The organism is Leptolyngbya sp. 7M (assembly GCF_018128485.1).
This window is the reverse complement of the sequence record NZ_CP070897.1, coordinates 5023498-5047823: the sequence shown is the minus strand read 5'-3', so window position 1 is coordinate 5047823 and position 24326 is coordinate 5023498. Positions and strand designations below refer to the sequence as shown.

The window sequence follows — 24326 nt, the reverse complement described above, 5'->3', positions numbered from 1 at the left end:
GATTTGCTCAACCGCAAACCAACTGAATCGCCAGAAACTTTTAGAAATGGCTAGAACTTACAGCGGTTCAGCTAAGGATCAAACGGCTGAAAATCAATTCATCGATCTAATCCAAACTGAGTGTAGTCGAGTCTGTTCAGGTTGTAGCTTAATTTTGTCTGAGTTGATTTATAACTCAGTCACTACACTGCTAGTCGGCGAGAAAACAATGATTGAAATGCCCACGTATTTCTTCCCATCGGGGGCCGGTGTTCATTCAGGCAGCAGCGTCATCTCCAATCATGGGGAGCCTGATCCGATGGCCACGTTTCGCTTCGCTGAACCCGTTATCATTGAACCGCAACAAAACTTCCGAGTTGAGATGTTATTTCCCCAGGGAGTGCCAAAAGCGTTATCGCAAGTGGAAGGTGTATTTAGAATCTGGGTTGTTTTGGATGGCTACCTAACGCGGGATGTGCAGTAGACAGTGTAGTAGACAACGCAGTAGACAACGCAGTAGGAACACAACGAAGAATTATCCGGGAGAAAACATGATGAACCGCATGATGGGCACTGGCTATCTGGGTGAGACAAGAATGGGGCCGGATGGCAATCTGTATCAGTGGGTAGAAGGCATTGATGGATTGGGTAATCCGATTGGCTTTTGGAGCAAATTGAAGCAACTAGGGAAAAGGGCCGTTCGGACGGCTGCCCGCTATTATCCACCTGCACAGGCCCTGAAACTAGTCGGCGCTTCGGGCTACGATGGGCTGGGATCTCTATATCAAGCTGCGGATGGTAGTCTATACCAAATGCAGGGGCTGAGTGGAGATGAGGGCATGGGAGCCGATGATTTGACGCAAGTCATGGGTTTCGGTAGCTTTCTGGGGGAAACTCGCATGGGGCCAGATGGCAACGTCTACCAATGGGTGCAGGGTGTAGATGGTTTAGGGAATCCGATTGGCTTCTGGAAGAAATGGAAGAAGAAACTGCGCGGATTTGTGCAGAAAACATTGCCGTTAGCCCAAAAAATCGCGCCGTTTGTTCCCGGCGGAGCGGCAGTTTTGACAGCCGCGACCCCATTTCTAAAACAGGCGGGAATTGCTGGCCATGATGGTTTGGGAGCCTTGTATCAAGCTCCTGATGGAACCTTGTATCAGATGCAGGGACTGGCTGACGACGAAGCACTCTATGGTTACGGAGAAGATGAGGATCTACAGGGATTCGCGGAAGAAGACCTACAGGGGTATGGGGAAGAAGAGTTAGATGGATTGGCGGAGGATGAGGACTTGCAAGGGTATGGTGAGGAAGATGAAATGCAGGGGATGGAAGGCTATATTCGGCAGAATGACATGAGTGGGTTGGAGAAGTATGAGCCTCAGCAAGCGCCCACAACTCGTTGGTTTAATCCACCGAGTCAGACGCCAGAAATTTGGAAGGCACCGTGGTAGGAACAAGTCCTGATCAACCAAGCAGATGTACTTCCTACCACATCTAATTTAGCTCACTGAACAGTTGATGAAATCCAGTTGATGAAATCCAGTTGATGAAATAAGGTCAGGAATATGCAATTCCAACAATCACCAACAGCAATGAGATCGATGAATCGAGTCTCATCGGAAACCTCAATGCCGAGCAAGGCTGAGCCGAGCATCAAGGAAATTCCCTACGACTATGTTGCAACGTTCAAACTCCTGACAATTCCAGCCGCAATTGCCCAAATCAAGTCCACAGCCACCCAACTCTTAAACCAATTGTCCCATTGGTTATCCTTCAACCAGTACAAACCAAAGTAAACGAAGGGAAAGGCCAGAGCATCATTCAAGCCTCCCTCCGACGTTAACCCAAAGCGCAGTTCGTTGTGATCGTCCGTGTCGGTCAGCTGCACTTCGGATGCCAAAACCGGATCGGTAGGAGCCAAAATTGCCCCGAGTAAAATGGCCGCGCCCCAGTCATATCCCAGGCCAAAATGGGCCAGCAGGGCAATTGCGCCAATTGTCAGCGGCATCAGCAATCCAATCAAACGCACCGTGGAATGCCAAGCCCATAGATTCAATGGCCGGTTCATTTTAATGCCGCAAGCGAACAGCGACACGATTACCACAATTTCAGTCAGCCGCTCTAAGAATTCCGCATCTGGCGACAGGTCAATGATGCCAAACCCGTAGGGACCCAAAAATATGCCAGCAATCAGGTAAATCAGCGCGTAAGAAAGCGGCAGTCGAGTAATCCAGCTCGATCCCAACGTTACGCCCAGCAATAGGAGCCCAATAACTAGAAAATCCCAAATATGTGAATCAATCGACATTTGAATATCCCGTTACTTTGAAGAGGTTGAATAAACAACTTTGAAATCGCCCAGTCGCAAGGCTAGCAAAACTGGGTCAAAAACACGTCTATCACCAGATACAGCTTTGTTGTAGCCAAATTCACTGACGGATACTGGCGGCTCGAAGCCACGCTACACAGGCACCTACGAGGGTTCATCATCCTGCCCAGAGTCGGCGCAGGGTGTTCGACGAAGCTCAGCCAAGTTGCCGACTTAATCTGTGTAGCAGCGGTTTAAACCGCTACAAACAAACGATTTGTCAGCCAACTAGATTGACTGAGTCAAGTTTACAGACCACTTGAGCTGATAGGCTGGTAGGCATGACCTGTAGCGTGCGGATCAACCATGCCAGAAGGACCGGAAATTAAACGAGCGGCGGACGAAATCGCCAAAGCGATTCAGTCTCGTCCTACTACCAGTGTCTTTTTTGCGTTTGCCCATCTCAAAGCCTATGAAGCAATTCTGCAAGGCCGAGAAGTCACTGCGGTACAGAGTCGAGGTAAAGCCATGCTGATCCGATTTGATAATCAGCTCACGATCTACAGCCACAATCAGCTTTACGGTAAATGGATGATCCGCCGCGTGCATGATTATCCGCAAACCACACGTCAACTGCGGTTGGCGATTCATAATGAAAGGAAATCTGCTCTGCTCTACAGCGCCTCTGAGATTGAAGTGCTCGATGAGATTGCGATAGTCCACCATCCGTTCTTGAGCAAATTGGGACCGGACCTGTTGGATACAGCTACTACGGTAGAGCAGGTAGCAGAACGATATCTGGACAAGCGCTTTTACCGACGGCGGTTGGCATCACTGCTGTTAGACCAACAGTTTCTCTGTGGTTTAGGCAATTATTTACGCAGCGAAGTACTATTTGTAGCTCGAATTCATCCACTTCTACGTCCAAGCGATTGTTCCACAAAACAAATTCTAGGATTAGCTGAGGCGTCCATTCAAGTTACTCATCAGTCTTATCGCTACAAGGGAATCACGAACGATTTGCAGTTGGCCCAATCCCTGAAAGCAGCAGGCAAACGGCGCAGCGAATATCGCCATTATGTGTTTGGCCGTCAGCACCGCCCGTGCTATATCTGCGGCACGCTGAAAAGGTTTTGGCGATTCACCAGGGTTTGCCGAGAAAAAGAATTCGATGCGGTCAAAACCAGTTTCAGTGAAGTAATCCTCGGCAGGACGACTATCAAAACGGATCTCAAATCGGGCTTTTTCAAGAGCGACCTGGTTCATACCGTTCTTTACCGCGAGCTCAAATTGTTTTGCCGCTGCTTTCCGTTTCTCGCTCAAGAGCGTGGCCGATGCAATATACTCTTTGTGTTTGGCAGCAAGCAGGGCAGTCAGTTCCTTTTCACGAAGTTCGGAAGTTTCGATATTGGCCAGCCGTTTTTCCGAAGCCGCTAGGTGTTCGAGAGCCGTTACTGTGCTGCCGCCGTATTTCCGCTCGAGCCGTGAGATCTCTGCCAAACGCTCTTCTATCTCTTCGAGCCGAGAAGGTGAAAACTCAAGCCCGCTACGAAAATCACGCAGGGCGAAAGCCGCGTCCGAAATTACGGCAGCGGCCGATTCAAGCGGTTCTATGTATTCGCGGAATCGCTCATCGTATTCTGCGAGCTGACGTAGGCGGTCGAGTCCCTGATCTAGAGTTGAGGTGGCCGAACCGTCCATTTCATACAAAAGTGAAAAGGCTTCAGAGGAGAGTGCTGAGAGTTTCTCGATATTATTCAGCCTCCGCTTTTCGGAGCCAAGCTCTTCCGATTCGCCTATCTGTAATGCGGCCTGCGAAAGTTCATCCACCTGAAATCTCAGAACATCGACCAACTGTAATTTTGCAGCTTCGTCCCGTTTCAGGTCCGCGAGCTCATCACGAACTGCACGCCATTCTTCGAACGCCTTGGATGTCGTTGATATCTCTTCATTGCTGCCTGCGAAAGTGTCCAGCAATTCAAGGTGCGACGTGGGATCGAAAAGGGAAGACTGGTCGCCCTGTCCATGTATATCAACAAGGAATGGGCCGATGCGTTTGAGCAGAGCGGCTGTGGCAAGCTGGTTATTGATAAAAATACGGTTTCTTCCGGAAAGTGTAAGTTCGCGGCGAACGATCAGCTCGATGGTATCGGCCGGGTCAATATCGATGCCGCCGCTTTCCAAGACAGAATGCAGGTCCTTTTCCAACGGAAGCGCGAACAGACCTTCTATTCTTGCGGTGTCATAGCCTTCCTTTATCAGATCCGAACTTACACGATCGCCGGTTAGTGCCCCCAGGCTATCGACAATGATCGATTTTCCTGAGCCGGTCTCGCCTGTGAGAAGGTTGAGTCCCGGACCGAATTCGACGGTGAGTTCGTCGATCAAAGCGATATTATTGATCTGCAAATAGGAAAGCATAAGCCGGCAACAGTAGGTTTCAGATAGGATAATCGCGCCGTTGCCGATGTGTCTATTTGAGAAATGGTCAAACTAGCGTTTCGGGACACTGCCTTCGCCAACCACCCAGCGGCCAACAGAAAATATCGCATCCGGCGGAAATGCCTTTTCAAGCTCCGGTGACCTCCAATCGACCGTGCGGCCCTTTTTGTAGAACAGAAGCTCACCTTGATTTCCGGTCTTCGCCGGCATAAATCTTCCAACGATGTTGAAACCGGAGGCGTCGTATTCGTCTAAGCTGTGAAGCGTTCCAAGGTCGCCTATACGCCTGATATTGGTCGGGGTATTGAATTCTTCTCGGCGCCGTTCGCGCACCAATGCTATGTCGCCGATCGTCGGCTGCTCGGGTTTGGCGGGATCGATGATCGTCGCATTTCTGAAGATGATGTCAACTATCCGTCCGCCCGTTCGAAACGAACTGGCCGCCCGCTAACGTAGGCGGTTCCGACCTTATCCTAACGCCGCATGAGGGCGAGTTTATGCGGCTGCTCGGGACAGATGATAGGGAGGCGATAAAGGATCGGGTTTCGGCGGTGCGCGACTTTTCGACTCAAAACGGAGTGACACTTGTTTTGAAAGGCGAGCGTGTTCTGATCGGTTCGCCGGACGGCCGGGTCGTCGTTAACCCGACCGGGAACTCCGGCCTCGGGAAGGCAGGAAACGGAGATACGCTAACGGGAATTCTAACGGGCTTTGTCGCACAGGCCGTGAAAATGAATACCGACATATTTGAAACGGTCGTCGCCGGGGTTTACGTTGCCGGAATGGCAGGAGACGTTGCGGAAAAGAGATTCGGCAAACGTGTGATGACGGCATCTGATGTTAGAGAGTGTCTGTCGGACGTGTTTCGGGAATTCGAATCAGTTTAAATCAAGCTATAAGCTCTTGCTCATCTTATGGGAAATGGCTAAGAAGATGATCTGCGAAACACCGGAGAAGACCTACGAACTTGGAAAATGCATCGGCTCCGGGCTGAGGGCAGGTGATGCCGTTTTGCTGAGCGGCGAGCTCGGCGCCGGAAAGACACTGCTAACAAAAGGAATGCTTGACGCACTCGGTTTTGACGTAGATGAAGTTACTAGTCCTAGCTTCACGCTCGTCAATCTTTACCACGCAGAAACTTATGATGTCTATCACATTGACCTTTGGCGTATAGAGGATGGCGGCGATGCGGCATTTAGCATCGGACTTCAGGAGATCGTCGAACAAGAGAATGTGATCGTCATGATCGAATGGGCCGAGCGGCTCGGGGAGTTCGATTTTCCCGGACGCGTCCTGAAGATTGTCATCGAAGGTGAAGGAGAAGACCCGAGAAAAATCTCCATTGAAGAAAATTGAAAGATGCTAAAAGCGATCTCTGCGGCAGTTGTCCTTACCGTAATTATTACGGGCTGTACCGCTGTGGAGCCCCCGAAAAACACAGCTGCAGATACGGGCCAAGAAGAAAAGCTCGAAAGTTTACGTAAGCAGCGTGACGCCGTAGTAAAGTTTTTCGAGCCGATGAGAGTCCGGCCGGGCGACTGGTTAGATACACAACGCGAGCAAGGAGAGACTTTCGAGGAGTATATCTCCGCAAACCCCACACTCCCAATCGATGATCGCTGGACGATCTACATTCAACCCATCGGAAGATTCAACAGTGAGCAGCTTGCGGTCATTGATAAAGTGGCCGAATATATGCGGGCCTTTTATTCGCTTCCGGTCAGGCTGAATTCAGCCAAACCACTTGGTGAGGTTCCGTTCGATAAGAAAAGACTGATCAAGTACAGGAACAATCTTCAGATCAATACCAGTTATTTTCTTGATGACCTTTTACCAAAATTGCTGCCAAATGATGCCGCCGCATTAATAGCTTTTACAAACTACGATCTTTATCCCGAACCTACCCGGGCATTTGTCTTTGGACAGGCGTCGCTGACCAAACGTACCGGAGTTTGGTCTTTTTACCAATTCGCTGACCCCAAAACGGGAAGATATGATCCGAAATTGATGCTCGAAAGATCTCTGAAGATCGCTATGCACGAGACAGGTCATATGTTCTCTATGAAGCATTGCACAAAATATGAATGTCTGATGTCCGGCACCAACCATCTAGCGGAAACGGACAGGCGTCCGCTTGATAACTGCCCGGAATGTATGGCGGCATCGCGCCACATGGTCAGCCGCTCCAGCATGGTCGCCAGCCGATCGTAAGCACTGCACGAGCAGAACATGGTGGGCCTCGTCGAGGGGGTTGAGGTCCACCAGCCGCCAAGCGTAACCAACGGCATCGCTGATCCGTCCTGCTGCCAAACAAGCGAGAGTAGCCTCGTGCAACACTGCTTCCGCCGCACCGCTGAGACGCCGTCTCTCACTAGCTAGCCAAAGATCGTAGGTAGCACTGCCCGATACACTGACGCCTTCCAGCAATTCCCGGTCCAGGCCACGCAGCTCAAGCGCTTCGTCCCAGTGCCCTCGAAACACCAAATTGACATCAACAACTGCAGTAGACGGCAACTCGATGACGACCGGATCTCCATAGAGTTGGCAGTCTGGACCCAGCACACGGCGCAGATCGGACATGCTCCAGCGCAGAGCACCCAGCGGATCATCAGCCTCAGGAAACAGCAATTCGGCCAACCGCTGGCGTGATGGTCGGTTTGCCAACAGTAGGTAGGCAAGCAACCCCCAACTCTTACGGCCCCGAGGCTGCAACTCTACAGCATCGCGTACTATCCGTGGGGATCCGAGCAACTCAATGAAGAGCACCGTACTCATTCCTCCCCGCTAACTTGAACGCAAGTCATAAATCAAGCTTACATGACCAATCGATGAACAGAGGCAGTGGTTGATTCATATTAATTTTGTATGCCTAGATGTTTACCACTGATGTAAATTAATATTACATTTGTGTAACACTATCACCAACAAACCAGCTTCCAATCCTACCTCTACCCTGACAGCAGCACTTTTCAAATTCATCCGGCCTTCTCCTAAGCATCAAGAAGACAGAAATTAATTTAAATCCCAACCTCTACAAAATTTAAATCCCAACCTCTACAACCAAAAAGCCAGAAGCCAGAATCTCTCCTGACTCCTGACTCCTGATTCTTACTCTCGAATTATCAAGGCGAAGTAGAAAGCGTAACCCGGTAGCTGTTGTCGCCATCAGCGAAGTAGGATTTCAGGTTCAGCATATAGGTTCCGGGTTCCAACTCGCCTGATAGCTCATAGGTTGGTTGGGCCAAGGCATCGATACCAGCACTGATAGAAGCACCAGCCGAATTCTTCCAGAACAGGCTTTGGGGGGCCAAGCCATCGATCTTGCTCAACTGGTGGTGAATCCGCGCTTTGTCAACGTTGCCAGTTCCCAACCGCTCAAATTTAATCGTCAAGGTTGTTTTGGCCGAGGTCTTGAAGGTGTAGTTATCAGCAATGTCCCCGTGACCAACATAGTCAGTAAACGAGAAGGATTGCCCACTTGTATTCAAGGGTTGGAGGTTATTGATAACCAGGGCCGTTTCTTTGGTGTGGCCGGCATTATCGGCGATGGGGGTGGCAGAGAGATCGAGATTATAGTTGGCTTTGCTGTTAGGATTGACCGCTCCCACTTTGACAAAATAGTTGCCAGGAGCGAGTCCAAGGTTGGTATTGGCTAGCGGATTGCTGTGACTATTGTAAGCAACAACATTGGCGACGGGATTCGAGAAGTTGCCAGCGCTATAAACTCGGGCATACACTCCAGCATCACCCTTGAGGGCTAGATTCAGGCGGTTGCTGGAGAATCCAGGTTCCCCAATGCTGAAGCTATACCAATCGGCATCATCTCCGCCACCTACCACGTCGGTGATTTTAGTTAAGGTGGAGCCAATTTTGCCCCAGGGCGTGGCTGTAGCTGAGGCAGGCCGAGACTTCGCTTCTTTACGATCTTTATATAGTCATCGGCGAAACCGATCACGCCGAAAAGAGTTGTCGCACCAAGTGCAAGCCACAGAAAAAGATTGTCGAGCCGAGCCCAAAGCAAGGTAGATATGAAAACTGCCCCAAGAATCAAAACACCGCCCATCGTCGGCGTGCCTTTCTTTGCCTGGTGTTCCTCTGAAAGCTCCTCGCGAATCTCCTGCCCGACCTTCAACGCTTGTAACTTTCGGATCACCCATTTGCCGAGGAAGAGAGAGATCAGGAGAGCTGTGATTGTCGCCCACGCTGTGCGAAACGTCACATACTGGAATACGTTCAGTCCTTTGTAAAAATAGGATTCGCTGGTGGCACCGTATTGCCGAAACAGAAGCTGGTATAAGAGGTGATAGAGCATTTTTCGATCTCCGATCTGCGATCAGGGACAATTGATATTGCCTATACTGATTTATCTTTCTTCTACGTTCTTAACCTCTACTTCAAATTTCTCTAACATCTTTTCCAAAACCTTTTCCGTTCGAACCCCTCTCGAACCTTTAATCAACACGACATCCCCGGGCGCTATAATTTCAGATAGCATCTGGCCTGCCAATTCTGAATCATTGGCGAAGAGAGCCTCGTCTAACCCGGCAATTTTTGCACCGTCTATCAGGCTTGCAGCATAGCCGCGAACACCGATCATAATATCAACCCCCATCTCAGCGATCTTTCTTCCGGTCGTATGATGGATCGCAGCAGCATCATTGCCAAGCTCAAGCATCTCGCCGGCAACTACTATCCTGCGCTTCGATCTACTCCCGCCGGCTACAAGCGTTTCCACCATTGATAGAAGCGCATCGGGGTTCGAATTATAGGAATCATTGATGACCGTAAATCCTTCGCGGAACCTAATAACTTCGCCACGCTGCGGCGGCGATTCGACCGACGCCAATGCCTCAGAGATCTTGTCCACGGTCATTTCAAATGTAACCCCAACCGCTGCTGCCGCAAGTGCATTCATTATGTTGTGACGACCAGTTAGGGGAAACTCCACAGATGCGGCCCCCTTCGGCGTCAAAAGATCGAATGTCGATCCACTGAAACCGCGTTCACGAATATCTGAAGCAGAAACGTCTGCAGGGCTTATGGTCCCAAATGATACCGTTTTACCTTTCCCTAATTCAGTCATTGAAATGACGCGTTCATCATCGGCATTTAATACCGCTGTGCCCCCGACTTTCATTCCTTCCACGATCTCTGCTTTTGCCTGTCTGATCCGCTCAATAGTTCCCAAATGCTCAATGTGGACAGGCAAGACGTTCAAGACCACAGACACATCCGGTGGCGTGATCCGGCAGAGCCTCTCGATCTCGTGCATGGGTGTTGACATACCCATTTCAAGGACCGCGATATCATATGCCGGATCTTTCACCAATTCGAGCACGGTAAGCGGATGGCCCAAACCATTGTTATAGTTCTTCTTGTTCTTCAGAACTTTCTTGCCCGAATGTTCAAGAACGTGGGCCGTTAGCTCTTTCGCCGTTGTTTTACCGGCGCTTCCTGTTATGGCGACAATCGGACGGCTCCACTCCTGATAAACTCCATTTGCCAGTTTCTGAAGTGCGGTAATGACGTCATCAACCAGAAAGATTCGTTCTTTGAAACCTTCGAGAACATTCCGATGTTCCTCAAAACGATCGTACCTAACAACACCCGCAGCGGCTCCGCTCTCAAATGCATCCGCGCCCAGGTAGGCAATCTGACAAGCGGTGCGGCTCAGGTAGCGAATTTCCTCCAGAGAGGTAGCTGTGATGCCATAGCGCAGTACTGGAAGTCTTTGCTGCTTCAGTTCCCGCTGCGCTTGCTGAATCTCGTGCTGTGCTCGCTGGTGGTTTTGATCCATTTGCTCGAACCGCTGCTCTAGCGATTGCAACCGGCTCAGCACCCAGTTGATTTGCTGTGCGATTTGATTCAGCCGCAGGTCGATGAATGGAAATTGGGCAGAACCCAGTACAGATCTCAGCCGCTGTTTCCAACCGGTTGCAGGCAGCAGCCCAGCTTGTTTGAGGAGCGGTTGCAGATGGGTTTGATCCGTAAGGGGTATCAGATCGGCCCGATTGCTGAATAGCACAAATACTTCATTGGCAAACACTGGCTGCATCGACTCGATCGTCTGCTTCAGGAAAGCCGGATGAATTTTATCGACAGAGCCTTTATGGACCAGCACCCACTGAAATTTCTGCACCGAGCGCTGAGCTGTGCATTGATAGGTGGCAACATTCGGCAAACTCTGCTTGAACGAGGCAGGTGCTAAGATTTTTTCTTCCGGTTTGAGGTGGGTTTTAATAAAATCTTTGACGCTGAGCCAGTAGGTATCTTCTGAAGGCATGATGCTGAAACCGGAATAGAGGCTAACAATTCAGATTACTTCACAACCGTACAAAAATTATTCATGCCCAGCTGAAAATAGTGATGCTTGAAGTTTCTGAATCCGGTCTCTGCCACCAATACCTGCTGTAACCTGGCCCGATTGTAATAGCGCTTGTGATCGCGGATTTCGGCCTCATCAACAATTTTGAGCCGATAGGAAAGAAACTCTAGAACCGGCTGTGACCAAACCGAGGGTACGGTCAGTACGAGCTTGCCGTCCGGTTTCAGCACCCGATAGATTTCCTGCAAAATCGGCTTTTCGTGTTCGATGTGTTCTAGCACGGCCAGCATTGTGACAACATCAAAGCCCGCATCGGCAAAGGGCAGTTCATAGGCCAGTTTGAGCTGAACAGTTTGAATATTTTCCAACTGCATTTCTTTGACTTTGAAGTCTACACCCACGCCATAGTCAATCCGGGGAGCAATAGTCCGGAGAAATGCCGCCGAACGGCCACAGCCCACATCCAGCACCCGTGCCCCTGACGGAATATGGGGCATCACCTTGCGAAATCGAAACCACCGCAGCAGTGGCTCAAGCAAAACTTCACGTGCCAATGCTTCTACTCCTCACAGTTGCCTAGCCGCTCGCCCAATGGAATCTGCGATTCAGCCTTTGCAATAGCTTATATCAAGTTGCTCTTTCTTTGTAGCCAGCATGAGGTGAGGTTCGCTGGTGAGGAAAAAGGCATGCCGACTTGAGATTTATGACTGGTAAAGTGCCTCCGATGCTCGGTCTGGATCGGTTTGATGCAGTGTCAGAGCCATTTCTTGCCGCAGTTTAGCCACGTTTTTGAGCGCCTTTTGGGCGTTTGTTTTGCTGCCGCGCACCCAGAAGAACTGAGCCGCCAATTCAAAATCGGCAATTGCTTCTGAGATGTTTTCGAGCTTTTGCTGAGCTACAGCGCGATAGTAGTAGGCCACGGCTGAATCGGGCGACAGTCGAATCGCTGCGCTATAGTCGGCAATCGCCTCGCTATAGTTCTCTAGCTTCTGCTGGGTCATACCGCGATAGAAGTAGGCAATTGGGTAGTCGGGGCGCATTTGCAAGGCCAGACGGAGCGAGGTAGTCCTAATGCCGGCCTACGAACAGCCACTGCATTCGCGACAAATGCAGTCGTTTGCTGAGATACTTTCGCACTATCCGCACTTTCGTGAAGGACGGCAGAGGTGGTTCGACCGTGTCTTCTTCGATACGGGCGACGGGAATGGACTCCGGGCACTGTCAGCCCACGGCTGGAAGCGCGGAGGTCCGCTATGGCTGCGGTGGGCAATAAAGACAATGGGGTTCCTAGGAAGCCCGGCAGTTCGGCCCGTATTTCGTGCTGTACGTAAGAAAAAGGATCGCGTCCCAAAAAGTGTGGAAACGGCACGGTTTGAGATCCCTGAGATCGATGACATCATTATGGATCTGCGGTCAGATCCTATCGCGTGAACGCAGGCCGCGATCGATCTCGTCTCGACATTAGTACAAGTTTGGATGCAAGCATCTGGCGGTCTTTTATGGCCGCCAAATAATTTTAGTGGATTTGGATCAGTTGCAGAGCGTACCAAGAGTAGCCTTTTTCCCTGACTCATTTGTCGAAATAAATGGGGCGGCGATGACGTGTCGTCGCCTGGCAGACTTTGCCCGTTCCCGGAATTATCCATACCTAGTGATCTATGCCTGCCGAAAGACCGAACGTAAACAGGAAGGCTCGGCAATTTACCAGTCATTGAAGCGATCATCATTGTCTTTTCCTCTCGACGAAGAACTTGCATATGATCCTTTGTTCCAACGTCACACGAAACGGGTATTGAAACAGATACTTGAATTCAAACCGGATGTGATCCATATCACCGGTGTAAATGATGTGAGCATCATTGGGGCGTACCTTGCCTGGAAACTTCAGATACCGCTTGTTGGCTCATGGCATACGAACGTGCACGAGTTTGCAGCTCAAAGGCTAAGTAATCTCTTTAGATTTTTGCCCGAAAACATTTCTAAGAAGGTTTCCGGTTTCGCCGAACAGAAAATATTGGATGGAGCTGTCCTCTATTACAAGATGCCAAAGGTAGTGCTTGCACCGAATCAGGAACTAGTTGATCTGCTCGGCAAAGGGACCGAGCGTTCCGCATTCCTAATGGGACGCGGCGTTGATCCGGAAAAGTTCTCGCCGACACATCGGACTGTATCTGACGACACGATCAGACTAGGATTCGTTGGAAGGTTGCGCGCTGAGAAGAATGTCCGAAAGTTGATCGAGATCGAAGATGGGTTGATCGCTGAAGGAGTTTCAAATTATGAGTTTCTCATTGTAGGTGAAGGCTCTGAGCACGAGTATCTTGAGAGACGAATGAAAAAGGCGGTCTTTACCGGTTTCCTTGAAGGGGAAGAACTTTCTGAAGCATATGCGAATATGGATATATTTCTCTTTCCTTCGGAAACGGATGCCTTTGGAAATGTCGCTCAGGAGGCAGCAGCGTCCGGCGTTGTTCCGATAGTTTCGGACAAAGGTGGGCCCAAATATCTAATTGAACACGACGTTACCGGATTCATAGCAAAAAATATCAGTGATTTCACCGACTATGCCTCAATGCTGATCAATGACCCCGCCAGACTGGGAAGAATGAGAAAAGCAGCTAGGGATTCAGCAATGTCTCGTTCGTGGGAATCGATCTTCGAAGGAGTATATGATGCATATCGTGAATCGATCCGAATAGCGGAAGCCCGGAAGATTGCCGCTATAAATGGCAACGGTGGTCACAGCAATTAGGTCGGGATGATGTCAGCAAATGAGCGAAATGACCTTCGATGAAGCAAAAAAGAAGAGGGCCAACCCGCCCAGCAGCCAACCACTATAGGCTGGATTAACCCAATGGGTTTCTAACCAACGAGTGAAGCGATCCAAGAGTTTCATTGTCACGATCAGGGAAATAGCCGCGCCTGTCAGTTTAATCTAGCAACTGGTTAATCTAGCAACTGGCTGATTCGGTTTTCAGTCTGCCCGGCTTTGGGGCGGGTCTATCCCAATCCCAGCAAACATGATAAGGACAGGCAAGCTATAATCTTTGCTGAGCTTGTATAAGATTCTTCAAATTTCTTTCATATGAATAACCCTCTAGTTCATGCCTTTTTTGTCGGTCGAGCTTTCGCAGAAGCGATTGGCGAGGAAGTTGAGAACGTAGTCACGAATGCCCTGGGTGAATTAGGTAAGTTCGACGCCGAGCAACGCGAACGGTTACGGCAATTTACCACTCAGGTGATGGAGCGGGCCAATCGGGAAGCCGAGCTAGCGATGCAAGGGCGCACACCGACCAGTAGTACAGGGTTGACGACGACCGGGAAACCAGAAGACCTCCAGGCAGTGATTGATGATCTGCGGGCTGAAACGGCCCAACTGCGGGCGGAACTACAGCGCTATCGCAATCGCCTTTCCTCCTAAGGGCACTTTTAGAACAGTTACGAACACGAATTGGCTTGGTTCACCTGATGTTTGAAGGAGTTGCGTGGCTGCTTTTTCCGACCGCCCCATACCTGCTCTAGCTGAGACCGAATCTGAGTCAGACATAGTACCGACGGGTTCTGCTGCCCCGGCTCAGATGAGTACCCTTGAATTGACTGACATGGACGACGCCCAAGCACAGTATCGAATCCGATCCTATGGCGATAAATCCTATCGCTGGAACCGTGAGAACTACTCACGCCAACGTCGCTACATTGACATCTGGGCCTTCGTCCTGAAGCTGATGGCAGCTCAGTGGGCCTACAACAAAGCCTGGACCTATCCCAACGGCCTGACTGAAGAAAGCCAAGCGCAACGGCGACGCAAGCTCGCGGTTTGGATTCGGGAGACGCTATTGGATTTGGGACCAACCTTTATCAAAGTGGGGCAGATGTTCTCGACGCGGGCTGATTTGTTCCCAATCGAGTATGTTGAAGAACTCTCGAAGCTGCAAGATAAGGTGCCAGCCTTTAGCTACGAGCAGGTTGAAAGAATCATTGAACAAGACTTTGGTCGAACCATTCCAGAACTCTATCGCAGTTTTGACCCGATTCCGATTGCGGCAGCTAGCTTAGGCCAGGTCCATCGTGCCCAGCTCCATTCTGGTGCTGAGGTCGTGGTGAAGGTGCAGCGTCCCGGCTTAAAAAAGTTGTTTACAATCGATTTACAAATTCTCAAAGGCATCGCTCGCTATTTTCAAAACCATCCTCGTTGGGGCCGGGGCCGTGATTGGATAGGTATCTACGAGGAGTGTTGCCGCATTCTTTGGGAAGAGATTGAATACCTGAATGAAGGCCGCAACGCCGATACCTTTCGCCGCAACTTTAAAGACGAAGATTGGGTGCGCGTGCCGCGAGTCTACTGGCGCTACAGCTCGCCGCGGGCACTGACGCTGGAATATTTGCCAGGAATCAAGATCAGTCATTATGAAGCGCTGGAAGCCGCTGGACTAGATCGGAAGAACTTGGCGAAGCTAGGTGCCCAAGCCTATTTGCAGCAGCTTTTAAACGATGGTTTTTTTCATGCCGATCCGCATCCGGGGAACATTGCTGTCATGACTATCGCAGTTGCCCAGTTATGACACGCTGTCAGCAGGGGAACAGATATTTTTTAGCGTTGCATTGTTTTAGCGTTGCGTTTTATCAGGCTTCACTCGTTACATCCGGCCAGCAGAGAGGGAGATCCGGATCATGTTTTGAGTCCGTATTTCAAGTTCGTATTAAGTTCGTATTAAGTTCGCATTGCAAATCCCCATCCGCTTGTAACCAGTTCGCGTCGGTTGTCAGATCCAGAAGTTAGGATCAGAACGCCTATTGCATTATTCCATAAAGGATTCGGCATAATTGTGACTCTTAGCAAATTCAGGGATTCTTGAACTCAACTCCCAGCGGATGGGCAAATTGAAGTTGCTCAATCGTAGGTTTAAAAAAATTGGTCAGGGTTCATTCAAATTTTGCTAATTTCCACCGGATCATCTAGCGCTGCACCCGTAGTCTAGGTTAAGAAGAAAGTAAAGTAGGTTAAGTAGGAATCAGCCTCAGTTGATCCAATCACTCGACTCATACTTCGCTTGCTTGCTGAGAAGAAAAAGTCTTTCGTTAGATGTATTAGCACAGATAAGCCAAGCTTTTTATAATGAAGGAACAAATTTTACCTTAACTAAATATTAAGAGTTGCCAACGCGGTTTTTCTGGTGCACTACCGTCCTCAAGTTTCTAACAGCTTATTCAAGGCCCCCTCTGGGGTAGGAATTCAAAAATTCCGACGAGTTTACTGACTTGTAGTCAGAAAAATCGGATAGGTTCAAGTACAAGTGTTTCACGGATACGTTCCCTGCTATTTTGAGGTTTTTAGAGCGGTGAGTCATGAGTAGTCGTCACGTTTCGAGTGCTATTTTGCCCGCTATCGTCGCGTCTAGTGCAGTCTTTTCGTTACTAACGCTGCCATTCTTCTTCTATCATTCCCAACCGGAAGCAGTAGTTGACAGTTTGCCACTAGGGCGGGAACTGCAACCCATTATTGCCAGCCAAAATCGGGATTTAACGATTCGCTACATTGGTGGTGCATTAGTTACGAGTGTAGTAACGGGCATGGCTACAGTGGAGATATGGAGGCGGCAGAAAGATCGAGTGGCGATACCCGCTGCGGTTCCTTCAGTTCCCGCTGCTGAGCCAATTGTGGCTGCTGATTGGGGTAGTGAGCTTGCATCCGAATTGCCATTGCTAACCGAGGTGACGTTTGAACCAGAATTATTGGCTGCTATTGCGGCGCAGCCCCGGCTTGATCTAGTAGAGCCAATTTCAGGAAGTATGACCGAGTTGCTTGCTACCGATCCAGATATTGGAGAAGGGGTTGGGCAAAGTTGTGGGCTGATTACAGAACTAGCCGAAGAATATGCAACCTGCCGCATTCGAGTAAAGCATGAACACCGACGTCAATTTGCCATTCAGGTTGCAGGCCAATACTACAGTTTCTTTCGCCTACTCTCCACCAAAGAAGCGGCCCTAGAAACAGCTCGGCAATTGAGTTGCAGAGCACATCCTGTGGTTGTAACACCTGTAGAACACCAGTATGCCGTTTGGATTTGGCAGCCAGTCACTGAACTAGAGCTAGTTTCCTCCTGATAGGAACCGAGTGATGCTGATAGCACTTCTTGGGAATGCGACAGTTGAATGCAATCTGTAGAAGAACGCTATGTACGAAAAATAGAAAATAATTGTGAATTCGAATAAACAAAGATAACAACAAGCAATAACCCCATGTGACATGAATTCAACGGATTTTCAGGAGCAGTATACCTGGGCCGAGAGTTTGCGAGTTTTGTCGATCCGCACCCAAACCAGGTCGTTTTTGTCGGTTTCAAACTTTAGCCACGCGCCGCGGTTGGGAATTAGACTGGCGTTGAAGGTGCTGCGCCCGTTTTTGTCGATTTCTTTTTTGTAATAGACGCCGGGGCTACGGACAATCTGGTTGACAATCACCCGCTCCGCACCGTTGATAATGAAGGTACCACGGTCGGTCATCAGCGGTAGGTCACCAATAAAGACTTCCTGCTCTTTGATTTCGCCGGTTTCTTTGTTAATTAAGCGGGTCGGCACATACATCTGAACCGCGTAGGTACTATCCCGCCGCTTGGCCTCGTCCACGTCATATTTGGGTCGCCTGAGTTTATAGTCTTTGCCGAGAAAATGCAGCTCTAGCTTTCCGGTGTAGTCGGTAATGGGTGAAAAACTGTCTAGCTCCTCGATCAAACCTTCCTCTAAAAACCAACGGAAACTAGCCCGCTGAATTTCTACGAGATCAGGCAGGGTAAACATCGATGGCGATTTGGTTAGGTTACTCATGCGTCTCCTCGTATGGCTATTGCTGTGGGCATGCCCCTAACGCTGCGGTAGTTGGGCAATGTAGTTGGGCAATAAAAACTACAACGACGGCAAAAAGTCCAGTCCTCAACCAAGGAAGACTGAAACCCATCCGTCTAAAAATACAAGACGTTTAAGATATTGAGTTGAATCGGATTCCAGAAGAAGTTCCAATCGTGAAAGTCAGGGTGCGGGCGGACAGAGCACGGAGAGTATAGCTTAAACAATGGACTTCGTCAACTGCTTCAAAGTTACAAAGAAAAATAAAAGATTGCGATCACACCAAACATCAGAGCCTTAGACCTGAACTACTGCTCTGCATCAGTCACCTCAAAAATTTTTACATCTTCCAACCTTCATTATGGCGTAGACTAGTGATTTTGTGGGTCAAACTTTTACTGGCCCAGCTTCGGCCCATTTTCGGGTTTAAGCGTGGCTGACAGCCAGTGAGGGAAGGGACTCAGGCAAGGGCAGCTTGAACAAACGACAGGCATTGCTCGTGGTTTGAACGGCGAGGGTTTCTAGGGGCACCTGCCGCAGTTGGGCCATTTGCTCAGCCACATAGCGAACATAGGCTGGTTGATTACGGCGCTCGCCTCGCTTTGGCACCGGCGATAGAAACGGACAGTCGGTTTCGATCAACACCCGGTCGGCAGGTACAAGCTTGGCCGACTCCTGCACTTGCCGCGCATTCTTGAACGTGACAATGCCGCTAAAGCTAATGTAAAACCCCAGATCGAGAAACCAGTGAGTTTCTTCTGGAGTGCCGCCCCAGCAGTGCATTACGCCCCGAACGGCTCCCTGCTCAGCCCAAAACGAGCGCAACAGGTCCGCCATCCGCGTAGCCGCATCTCGACAGTGAATAATCACCGGCAGATCGAGCTGACGCGCAATTTGCAACTGGGCCTGAAAAACTTGCTCTTGCAAGGCTTGGTTGTCGGCTTTGTAGAAATCTAAACCCATCTCACCAATCGCCACCACCCGCGCATCGGACTGGGCTAAGGTGAGGATCTGCTCCGCTGAATCTGCCGTCCATTTGTCGGCGTCTAACGGATGCAGACCGACAGCAAAGTAGAGTTCAGGAAACCGATCGGCAATGCTTTGAATGTCCTGAAATTCAGACGGCTCAACGCAGGAATGCACCAAACGCACAACCCCAGCCGCACGCCAATCCTCTGCCCTGCAGGCGGCGGGACTTGGAGCGCATCTCGGCCACGGAAATATTGGGCGTATCGTCAATAAAAATCGGCAGTTGGGATAAAACGCTAATCGCGTGCCCCAGCGGCTCCCACTCGGTTTGGCTGATCCGCCCTGAGCGCAACCGTCCACTTTCTACCTGCGCCTCGCTTGACAATAGCCGGTAGACGAGCTGCTCTTTCGACATTTCTAAGCTAAAGACGGCAATTGGCAGTTTGTGATAGGCGGCAATGTTGCGGGCAATGTTGAGCACAAAGCTGGTTTTACCCATCGAAGGGCGGCCCGCTGCAATAATTAAGTCCGAGCGCTGAAACCCCTGCGTCATCGCATCCAGATCGTAAAAGCCACAGGAAATACCCGGTAGGACCAACCCCAGCGAGCGACTTTCGATATCTGAGAAAGTGGTGGTCAAAATATCGGCGGTGGCCATCAAGCTTTGCTGGGGGCGGGCTTGCGTGACGTTAAAAATTTTCTGCTCGGACTGGTCGAGCACCTGCTCCAGCGGTAAATTGGTTTCGTAGCCCAATTGGGCCACCTCGGTTCCCACCTGGATCAGCTTGCGGCGCAGGTATTTCTCCATCACCAACTGGGCGTACTGGTCGATGTTCACGGCGCTGATCGTGCGATCGACCAATTCAGCTAACCGGACCTGACCACCAATTTTTTCCAGGACGTTATGGTCCCGCAGCCAGCTCGTCAGGCTCATCAAATCGGTGGGGCGGCCTTGGGCATGAAGGGCGATGGCAGCTCGGTAGATCTCCTGGTGGGCGCTGATGTAGAAAGCTTCGGGTCGCAGAGTTTCCAGCACGCGGCTGAGCGCCTCTGGATCGAGCAAAATCCCGCCCAAAATGGCTTCCTCAGCATCGATGTTTTGCGGGGGAAGCCGATCGCTATAACCGTGAAAGCTAAGTTCTTGAACCATAAAACCCAGTGCCCAGGCAGGCCAATAGAATGAATTCCGGCGCAGCAATGCCGGATCAAAGCCTGAACGATGCCATTCCACCAGTACCTGCCGCTGGTACTAATGTACCGGGTATCGCTCAGTGCTGTGTATTGTAACCTGCCTTTTGGCTAAGTCAGCCGGGTAGCAAAGATTTTTTTGCCTTCAGTGGTTCAAAGGAAGGCATGCTTACTTCAGCGGCACCACCTGGATATCAACCGTGGCCGTCACTTCTGGATGCAGCTTGATTTCAACTTTGTAGGCTCCCAGCTTGTGGATCTCAGGTACGGCAATGGTGCGGCGATCGAGTTCGATACCAGCCGCAGACTGGATAGCGTCGGCCACATCCTGGTTGGTTACGGTACCAAAAATTGCTTCGTTTTCGCCCACCTGTTTAGAAATTGCCAAACGGCTAGCCTTTTCTAGTGCGGCCTTCTGGGCTTCTGCTTCTTTCTTCAGTTCCAGCAGACGCTGGCGCTCGGCCTCCCGACGGCGCTCTACCTGTTTGAGGATGCCTGGTGTCGTGTGAACCGCTAACCCACGCGGCAGCAAATAATTGCGTGCGTAGCCCGGTGCGACTTCTACCAAATCCCCGGCCCGACCGAGCTTGCTGATATCTTGATTTAAAACTAACTGAACCCGCTTAGCCATGTTTCCCTAATCCTAGAACTTAAACTGCACAGTTCAAAGCCGGTCCTACCGGGTGGATCTCCTGTTGCAGGCCAATCCAACCCAGATCAGGCTTCAACCTATCCGGCTGCTCAACTTTACTCCCGCAATATTCCCACCATCTTGGGCCAATCGCACCAAATTACTGAGACTACTGCCCCGAAACAGCGACAGGTAAGTGCCGATAGAGCGGTCATCACTGGTCTCTACGGTGAACACGCCGTTGCTGGGTGCCGTCCACTTCCACCACACCGAATGAATCACGCCATCTTGAATCGGTTCTCCGGGTTCAGCGCTGGCATCAATGGTGCTGCCGCTATCTTGTCCCGATGTCCCCGGCAACAACTTGGCATTGGCAAAGTGGTCGTTTGCGGGCGGGGCAAAAAGCTGGTAATTGAGTGTAATCGCTCCGGTCTCATGTACAGCACCATCAACGGCAATGTAGTAGGTGGTGCCTGCGCGCACTGGCGCTTGAATCCGACTTTGGCGATTGGTGCCACTGATATTGTCATTTTGGGCCAACACGCTCAAGCTGTTGAGACTGCTGCCACTGAACAACGAAAGATAGGTATCAAACTGGCTGCCGATTGTATCAACACTCAACACTCCATCCTTGGGAGCGGTCCACTTCCACCACACTGAGTGAGCGGTCCAGCTTTGTTCCGGTTCACCCGCTTCTGACAGGGCATTGACATTCGACCCAACGACACGACCACTCCTTTCTGTCAGTGCAGTCGCCCGACTAAACTTGTCATTGGCCGGTGGATCAGCCAGGTTGTACTTTAGGATAATGTTTCCAGTCAGATCACCAGCACCGTCTACGGCAATGTAATAGGTGGTTCCAGCTTGTACTTCAGCTTGCCAGCGATATGGCTCCATTCCCCAGCCTTCCCCATTTCGCGGCAGCCAAGTGAGGGTATTGAGGCTGGCGTTGCTAGTGCCGCTATAGACTGAAACATAGGTGCTGAAGTCGCTGGCAAACGTATCGACGGTGAAAACCCCACTACGCGGTGCCGTCCACTTCCACCAGACTGAATTAATTACGCCATCTTGAGCGGGTTCGCCGCTTTCCCCTAAGGCATTGATATTGGTGCCGGTCACCTGATTCGCTGTGCCTTCTAGAAGATCCGCATTCGCAAATCTGTCATTTTTAGGCGATTCAGCAAAGCTGTAGTTTAGTTTAATAGCACCAGTCAGGTACACATAGCCATCCACCGCGATGTAGTAGGTTTTGCCAGATTGCACTTCAACTTGCACTCGGCCTTGAGACCAACCGGCGCTGTAATCATCTTGGGCCAGTGTAGTTAGAGTTGCGAAACTAGGTGTGCTGCTAGTGCTGCTAAACAAGGACAGGTAAGCGTCTACCTGACTGTTAAGCGTATCAACCGTTAAAACACCATTTCTCGGTGCGGTCCACTTCCACCAGAGTGAGTTTAGCGTGCCGCTTTGAGCCGGTTCACCGGGTTCTCCCAGCGCATGTGTATTGTTACCAGAAATCGAACCCGATGTGCCAGTCAGCGTTGTGGCAGTGGCGAATCTATCATTGGCTGGGGGCTGACCAAATCTGTAGTTTAATTTGATCTGTCCAGTTGCCGTATTGTGACCATCAACGGCAATGTAGTAAGTCTGATTGGGTTGTACAGTAAGCTGTACCTGGCTTTGTGGCCAACCATCCGTATCATCATTTCTAGCTAGTGGCGTCAGACTGCTCACACTGGTGCCGCTAAAGACAGATAGAAAAGTATTAAAATTACTGCCGAATGTATCTAGGGTAAGCGTACCGCCAGAGTTCGGAGCCGTCCACTTCCACCAAACCGAGTGAATCGTGCCACTTTGAGCTGGTTCACCCGACTGGCCGGTGGCTTGGGATCGAATGGCAGCGGTTTGCTGTACGTCCGTTACCGGCTTCGGTGCAGGGTCCGGTAGTGGTGTATGCCCGCGATGAAGAGACGCCATTGAGAGCCATCGAAACCCGCGCCCATCTGGAGCTAAAGCGGCTATCCGACTTCTCGCCCTATCTGCCGAATGCGGTGATTGCCTCCGAAGATTCCCGCTTCAACTGGCATTTGGGCGTTGATCCGATTGGTATCTTTCGGGCGTTGGTCACCAACGTCCGAGGTGGCGAGATCCGCGAAGGTGGTAGCACAGTGACGCAACAGTTGGCTCGCAGCATCTTCCGCGATTATGTGGGTACGGCTGATTCGGCTGGGCGAAAATTGCGGGAAGCGGTGGTGGCCTTAAAACTGGAAACCTTCTATAGCAAGGATTTCCTTATGCTCACCTACCTGAACCGCGTCTACTTGGGCAACGGCAACTATGGCTTTGAAGACGCGGCCCAGTTCTATTTCGGCAAATCAGCTAAGGATCTAACCCTGTCAGAAGCGGCCACCTTGGTGGGAATTTTGCCGGCTCCCAATGCCTTTAACCCGGTGCGGGACTACGAAACTGCCGTGGAATTGCGCGATCGCGTCCTCAACCGCATGGTGGTGCTGGGCATGGTGAGCCAGGAGGAAGCCCAACGGGCACGCCGCTCGCGGATTGAAATCAACCCCAAGGCGATTAAGGAACTGGAAAGTACGATTGCCCCCTATTTCTATAGCGAAGTGTTTGCCGAGTTAGAAACGCTGCTGGGGGAACAGCTAGCTCAAGAAGGTAATTTCATTGTCGAGAGCAGCCTAGATCTGCAAATTCAAACCGAGGCCGAGGCTTCGCTGCAAAATGCGGTGGCTACGACCGGAGCTGCTAAAGGCTTTTCCCAGGGGGCGTTAGTGACCATGGATGCGGGAACGGGCGAAGTGCTGGCGATGGTGGGTGGCGTTGATTTTCGCCAAAGTCAGTTTAATCGCGCTACACAAGCCTATCGCCAGCCCGGCTCGACGTTCAAAGTCTTTGCCTATACGGCGGCGCTAGAACAAGGCAGTTCTCCCGGCACGCTCTATTCTTGTGCTCCGCTCAACTGGCAGGGACAATATTTTGAAGGCTGTCGGTCGGGCGAAGGCAGCCAGGATATGTACACCGGCTTGGCCCGATCTGAAAACGTGGTAGCGCTGCGCATTGCCGAAGACGTTGGGCTGAATACAGTGGTGAGAACCGCCCAGCGTCTGGGGATCACCGCTAACCTAGAGGCCGTACCGGGTATGGTGCTGGGTCAAAACGAGGTGACGCTGCTAGAATTAACTGGAGCTTATGGCGTTCTGGCCAATCAGGGGGTACGAAACCGGCCCCACACGATCAATCGCATCCTAGACAGCAGCGACTGCGAAGATCTCAACGACCATCGCACCTGTCGCGTTATCTACGACTATAAACAGAACGCTGAGACCAATTTGCCTGTTTTGCAGCCCGACATCGCCAATACAATGACTTCTCTTCTACAAGGCGTGGTGCAAGCCGGAACGGGGCGGGGTGCTTTCCTTGGTTTAGGAGAAGCAGGTAAGACCGGCACAACAAACGATTATGTCGATTTGTGGTTTGTCGGCTACATTCCAAATCAGGGCTTAACCACCGGCATTTGGTTTGGAAATGATGACAATACGCCGACCTCGGCGAGTAGTGGAGATGCGGCTCAACTCTGGGGAGACTATATGCGACGAGTCGCTCAGTAAGCGATTGAATTGATTAAA

25 protein-coding genes and 2 pseudogenes are annotated in these 24326 nt (G+C 50.7%); 13 read left to right on the top strand and 14 right to left on the bottom strand.

The genetic code is table 11. The features are described from left to right. The first annotated feature begins 208 nt into the window (after positions 1-208). Both JVX88_RS26195 and JVX88_RS26190 read left to right on the top strand, forming a co-directional pair. Positions 209-463, top strand: a complete 255-nt coding sequence (locus JVX88_RS26195) for a hypothetical protein (protein ID WP_211621546.1) — start codon at positions 209-211, stop codon at positions 461-463. Between the two features lie 67 nt (positions 464-530). Beyond that, positions 531-1430, top strand: a complete 900-nt coding sequence (locus tag JVX88_RS26190; RefSeq protein WP_211621545.1) for a hypothetical protein — start codon at positions 531-533, stop codon at positions 1428-1430. 221 nt (positions 1431-1651) lie between these two features. On the opposite strand, the gene JVX88_RS26185 is transcribed toward JVX88_RS26190, so the two are convergent. After that, a complete protein-coding gene (locus JVX88_RS26185; RefSeq protein ID WP_211621544.1) occupies positions 1652-2287 on the bottom strand; it encodes a cation:proton antiporter in 636 nt (211 codons plus the stop codon). A gap of 366 nt (positions 2288-2653) precedes the next feature. Between JVX88_RS26185 and nei the strand changes: the two are divergent. Then, positions 2654-3352 (top strand): annotated as a pseudogene (gene nei / locus JVX88_RS26180) (endonuclease VIII); the annotation flags it as partial. Here the strand turns inward: nei and JVX88_RS41095 are convergent. Together JVX88_RS41095 and JVX88_RS26175 are read right to left on the bottom strand one after the other, a co-directional pair. Further along, a complete protein-coding gene (locus tag JVX88_RS41095) occupies positions 3245-4708 on the bottom strand; it encodes a DNA repair protein RecN (RefSeq protein WP_263975254.1) in 1464 nt (487 codons plus the stop codon). The pseudogene nei and the gene JVX88_RS41095 overlap by 108 nt on opposite strands. Before the next feature lie 72 nt (positions 4709-4780). After that, positions 4781-4939 carry a hypothetical protein gene (locus tag JVX88_RS26175; protein ID WP_211621543.1) on the bottom strand — a complete coding sequence of 53 codons (159 nt, stop codon included), beginning with the start codon at positions 4937-4939 and terminating at the stop codon, positions 4781-4783. A gap of 48 nt (positions 4940-4987) precedes the next feature. Between JVX88_RS26175 and JVX88_RS26170 the strand changes: the two genes are divergently transcribed. The 4 genes from JVX88_RS26170 to JVX88_RS26155 are packed head-to-tail and all read left to right on the top strand — an operon-like array spanning position 4988 to position 6940. Further along, entirely contained in the window at positions 4988-5185 is a 198-nt protein-coding gene (locus tag JVX88_RS26170; RefSeq protein WP_211621542.1) for a hypothetical protein, read from the top strand. A 14-nt stretch (positions 5186-5199) separates the two neighbouring features. Beyond that, positions 5200-5616, top strand: a complete 417-nt coding sequence (locus tag JVX88_RS26165) for an NAD(P)H-hydrate dehydratase (protein ID WP_225931732.1) — start codon at positions 5200-5202, stop codon at positions 5614-5616. A gap of 34 nt (positions 5617-5650) precedes the next feature. Continuing rightward, a complete protein-coding gene (tsaE, locus tag JVX88_RS26160; RefSeq protein ID WP_211621540.1) occupies positions 5651-6085 on the top strand; it encodes a tRNA (adenosine(37)-N6)-threonylcarbamoyltransferase complex ATPase subunit type 1 TsaE in 435 nt (144 codons plus the stop codon). Positions 6086-6088: 3 nt separating this feature from the next. Beyond that, positions 6089-6940 (top strand): archaemetzincin, encoded by an 852-nt coding sequence (locus JVX88_RS26155; RefSeq protein WP_211621539.1) that lies wholly within the window; start codon positions 6089-6091, stop codon positions 6938-6940. On the opposite strand, the gene JVX88_RS26150 is transcribed toward JVX88_RS26155, so the two are convergent. The 6 genes from JVX88_RS26150 to JVX88_RS26125 all read right to left on the bottom strand — a co-directional run bounded on the left by JVX88_RS26150 (position 6839) and on the right by JVX88_RS26125 (position 12094). Then, entirely contained in the window at positions 6839-7504 is a 666-nt protein-coding gene (locus JVX88_RS26150; protein ID WP_211621538.1) for a BTAD domain-containing putative transcriptional regulator, read from the bottom strand. The genes JVX88_RS26155 and JVX88_RS26150 overlap by 102 nt on opposite strands. 347 nt (positions 7505-7851) lie before the next feature. Next, positions 7852-8568: a hypothetical protein gene (locus tag JVX88_RS26145; protein ID WP_211621537.1), complete on the bottom strand. Its 717-nt coding sequence runs from the start codon at positions 8566-8568 to the stop codon at positions 7852-7854. Positions 8569-8582: 14 nt separating this feature from the next. Then, entirely contained in the window at positions 8583-9041 is a 459-nt protein-coding gene (locus JVX88_RS26140; RefSeq protein ID WP_211621536.1) for a hypothetical protein, read from the bottom strand. A 51-nt stretch (positions 9042-9092) separates the two neighbouring features. Continuing rightward, positions 9093-11012 carry a UDP-N-acetylmuramoyl-tripeptide--D-alanyl-D-alanine ligase gene (locus tag JVX88_RS26135; RefSeq protein WP_211621535.1) on the bottom strand — a complete coding sequence of 640 codons (1920 nt, stop codon included), beginning with the start codon at positions 11010-11012 and terminating at the stop codon, positions 9093-9095. 35 nt (positions 11013-11047) lie between these two features. Next, a complete protein-coding gene (locus JVX88_RS26130) occupies positions 11048-11608 on the bottom strand; it encodes a class I SAM-dependent methyltransferase (protein ID WP_225931180.1) in 561 nt (186 codons plus the stop codon). Positions 11609-11755: 147 nt separating this feature from the next. Continuing rightward, the gene (locus JVX88_RS26125) at positions 11756-12094 is read right to left on the bottom strand and encodes a tetratricopeptide repeat protein (protein ID WP_211621534.1); all 339 of its coding nucleotides are present in this window, start codon (positions 12092-12094) and stop codon (positions 11756-11758) included. A gap of 31 nt (positions 12095-12125) precedes the next feature. Between JVX88_RS26125 and JVX88_RS26120 the strand changes: the two genes are divergently transcribed. The 5 genes from JVX88_RS26120 (at position 12126) to JVX88_RS26100 (ending at position 17159) form a co-directional block, all read left to right on the top strand. Further along, positions 12126-12485: a hypothetical protein gene (locus JVX88_RS26120; protein ID WP_211621533.1), complete on the top strand. Its 360-nt coding sequence runs from the start codon at positions 12126-12128 to the stop codon at positions 12483-12485. Positions 12486-12573: 88 nt separating this feature from the next. Beyond that, a complete protein-coding gene (locus JVX88_RS26115; RefSeq protein WP_263975253.1) occupies positions 12574-13806 on the top strand; it encodes a glycosyltransferase in 1233 nt (410 codons plus the stop codon). 333 nt (positions 13807-14139) lie between these two features. Beyond that, positions 14140-14475 carry a DUF6825 family protein gene (locus tag JVX88_RS26110; protein WP_036003571.1) on the top strand — a complete coding sequence of 112 codons (336 nt, stop codon included), beginning with the start codon at positions 14140-14142 and terminating at the stop codon, positions 14473-14475. Positions 14476-14539: 64 nt separating this feature from the next. Further along, positions 14540-15616 carry an AarF/ABC1/UbiB kinase family protein gene (locus JVX88_RS26105; RefSeq protein WP_317134447.1) on the top strand — a complete coding sequence of 359 codons (1077 nt, stop codon included), beginning with the start codon at positions 14540-14542 and terminating at the stop codon, positions 15614-15616. Positions 15617-16400: 784 nt separating this feature from the next. After that, positions 16401-17159, top strand: coding sequence for a hypothetical protein (locus JVX88_RS26100; protein ID WP_211621531.1), 759 nt, complete (start codon positions 16401-16403; stop codon positions 17157-17159). A gap of 171 nt (positions 17160-17330) precedes the next feature. On the opposite strand, the pseudogene JVX88_RS26095 reads toward JVX88_RS26100, so the two are convergent. The 5 genes and pseudogenes from JVX88_RS26095 to JVX88_RS26075 all read right to left on the bottom strand — a co-directional run. Continuing rightward, positions 17331-17879 (bottom strand): annotated as a pseudogene (locus JVX88_RS26095) (DNA-directed RNA polymerase subunit beta); the annotation flags it as partial. A gap of 444 nt (positions 17880-18323) precedes the next feature. Next, positions 18324-19040, bottom strand: coding sequence for a TatD family hydrolase (locus JVX88_RS26090; protein WP_317134446.1), 717 nt, complete (start codon positions 19038-19040; stop codon positions 18324-18326). Further along, positions 19024-20097: a replicative DNA helicase gene (gene dnaB / locus JVX88_RS26085; protein WP_225931179.1), complete on the bottom strand. Its 1074-nt coding sequence runs from the start codon at positions 20095-20097 to the stop codon at positions 19024-19026. The genes JVX88_RS26090 and dnaB overlap by 17 nt, the downstream gene beginning before the upstream one ends. Positions 20098-20223: 126 nt before the next feature. Next, complete coding sequence (gene rplI, locus JVX88_RS26080; RefSeq protein WP_036003376.1) at positions 20224-20685, bottom strand: 50S ribosomal protein L9; 462 nt, start codon at positions 20683-20685, stop codon at positions 20224-20226. A 93-nt stretch (positions 20686-20778) separates the two neighbouring features. Beyond that, entirely contained in the window at positions 20779-22659 is a 1881-nt protein-coding gene (locus JVX88_RS26075; RefSeq protein ID WP_211621529.1) for a pre-peptidase C-terminal domain-containing protein, read from the bottom strand. On the opposite strand from JVX88_RS26075, the gene JVX88_RS26070 reads away from it, so the two are divergent. Then, complete coding sequence (locus tag JVX88_RS26070) at positions 22614-24308, top strand: transglycosylase domain-containing protein (protein ID WP_225931178.1); 1695 nt, start codon at positions 22614-22616, stop codon at positions 24306-24308. The genes JVX88_RS26075 and JVX88_RS26070 overlap by 46 nt on opposite strands. Positions 24309-24326: the final 18 nt, after the last annotated feature.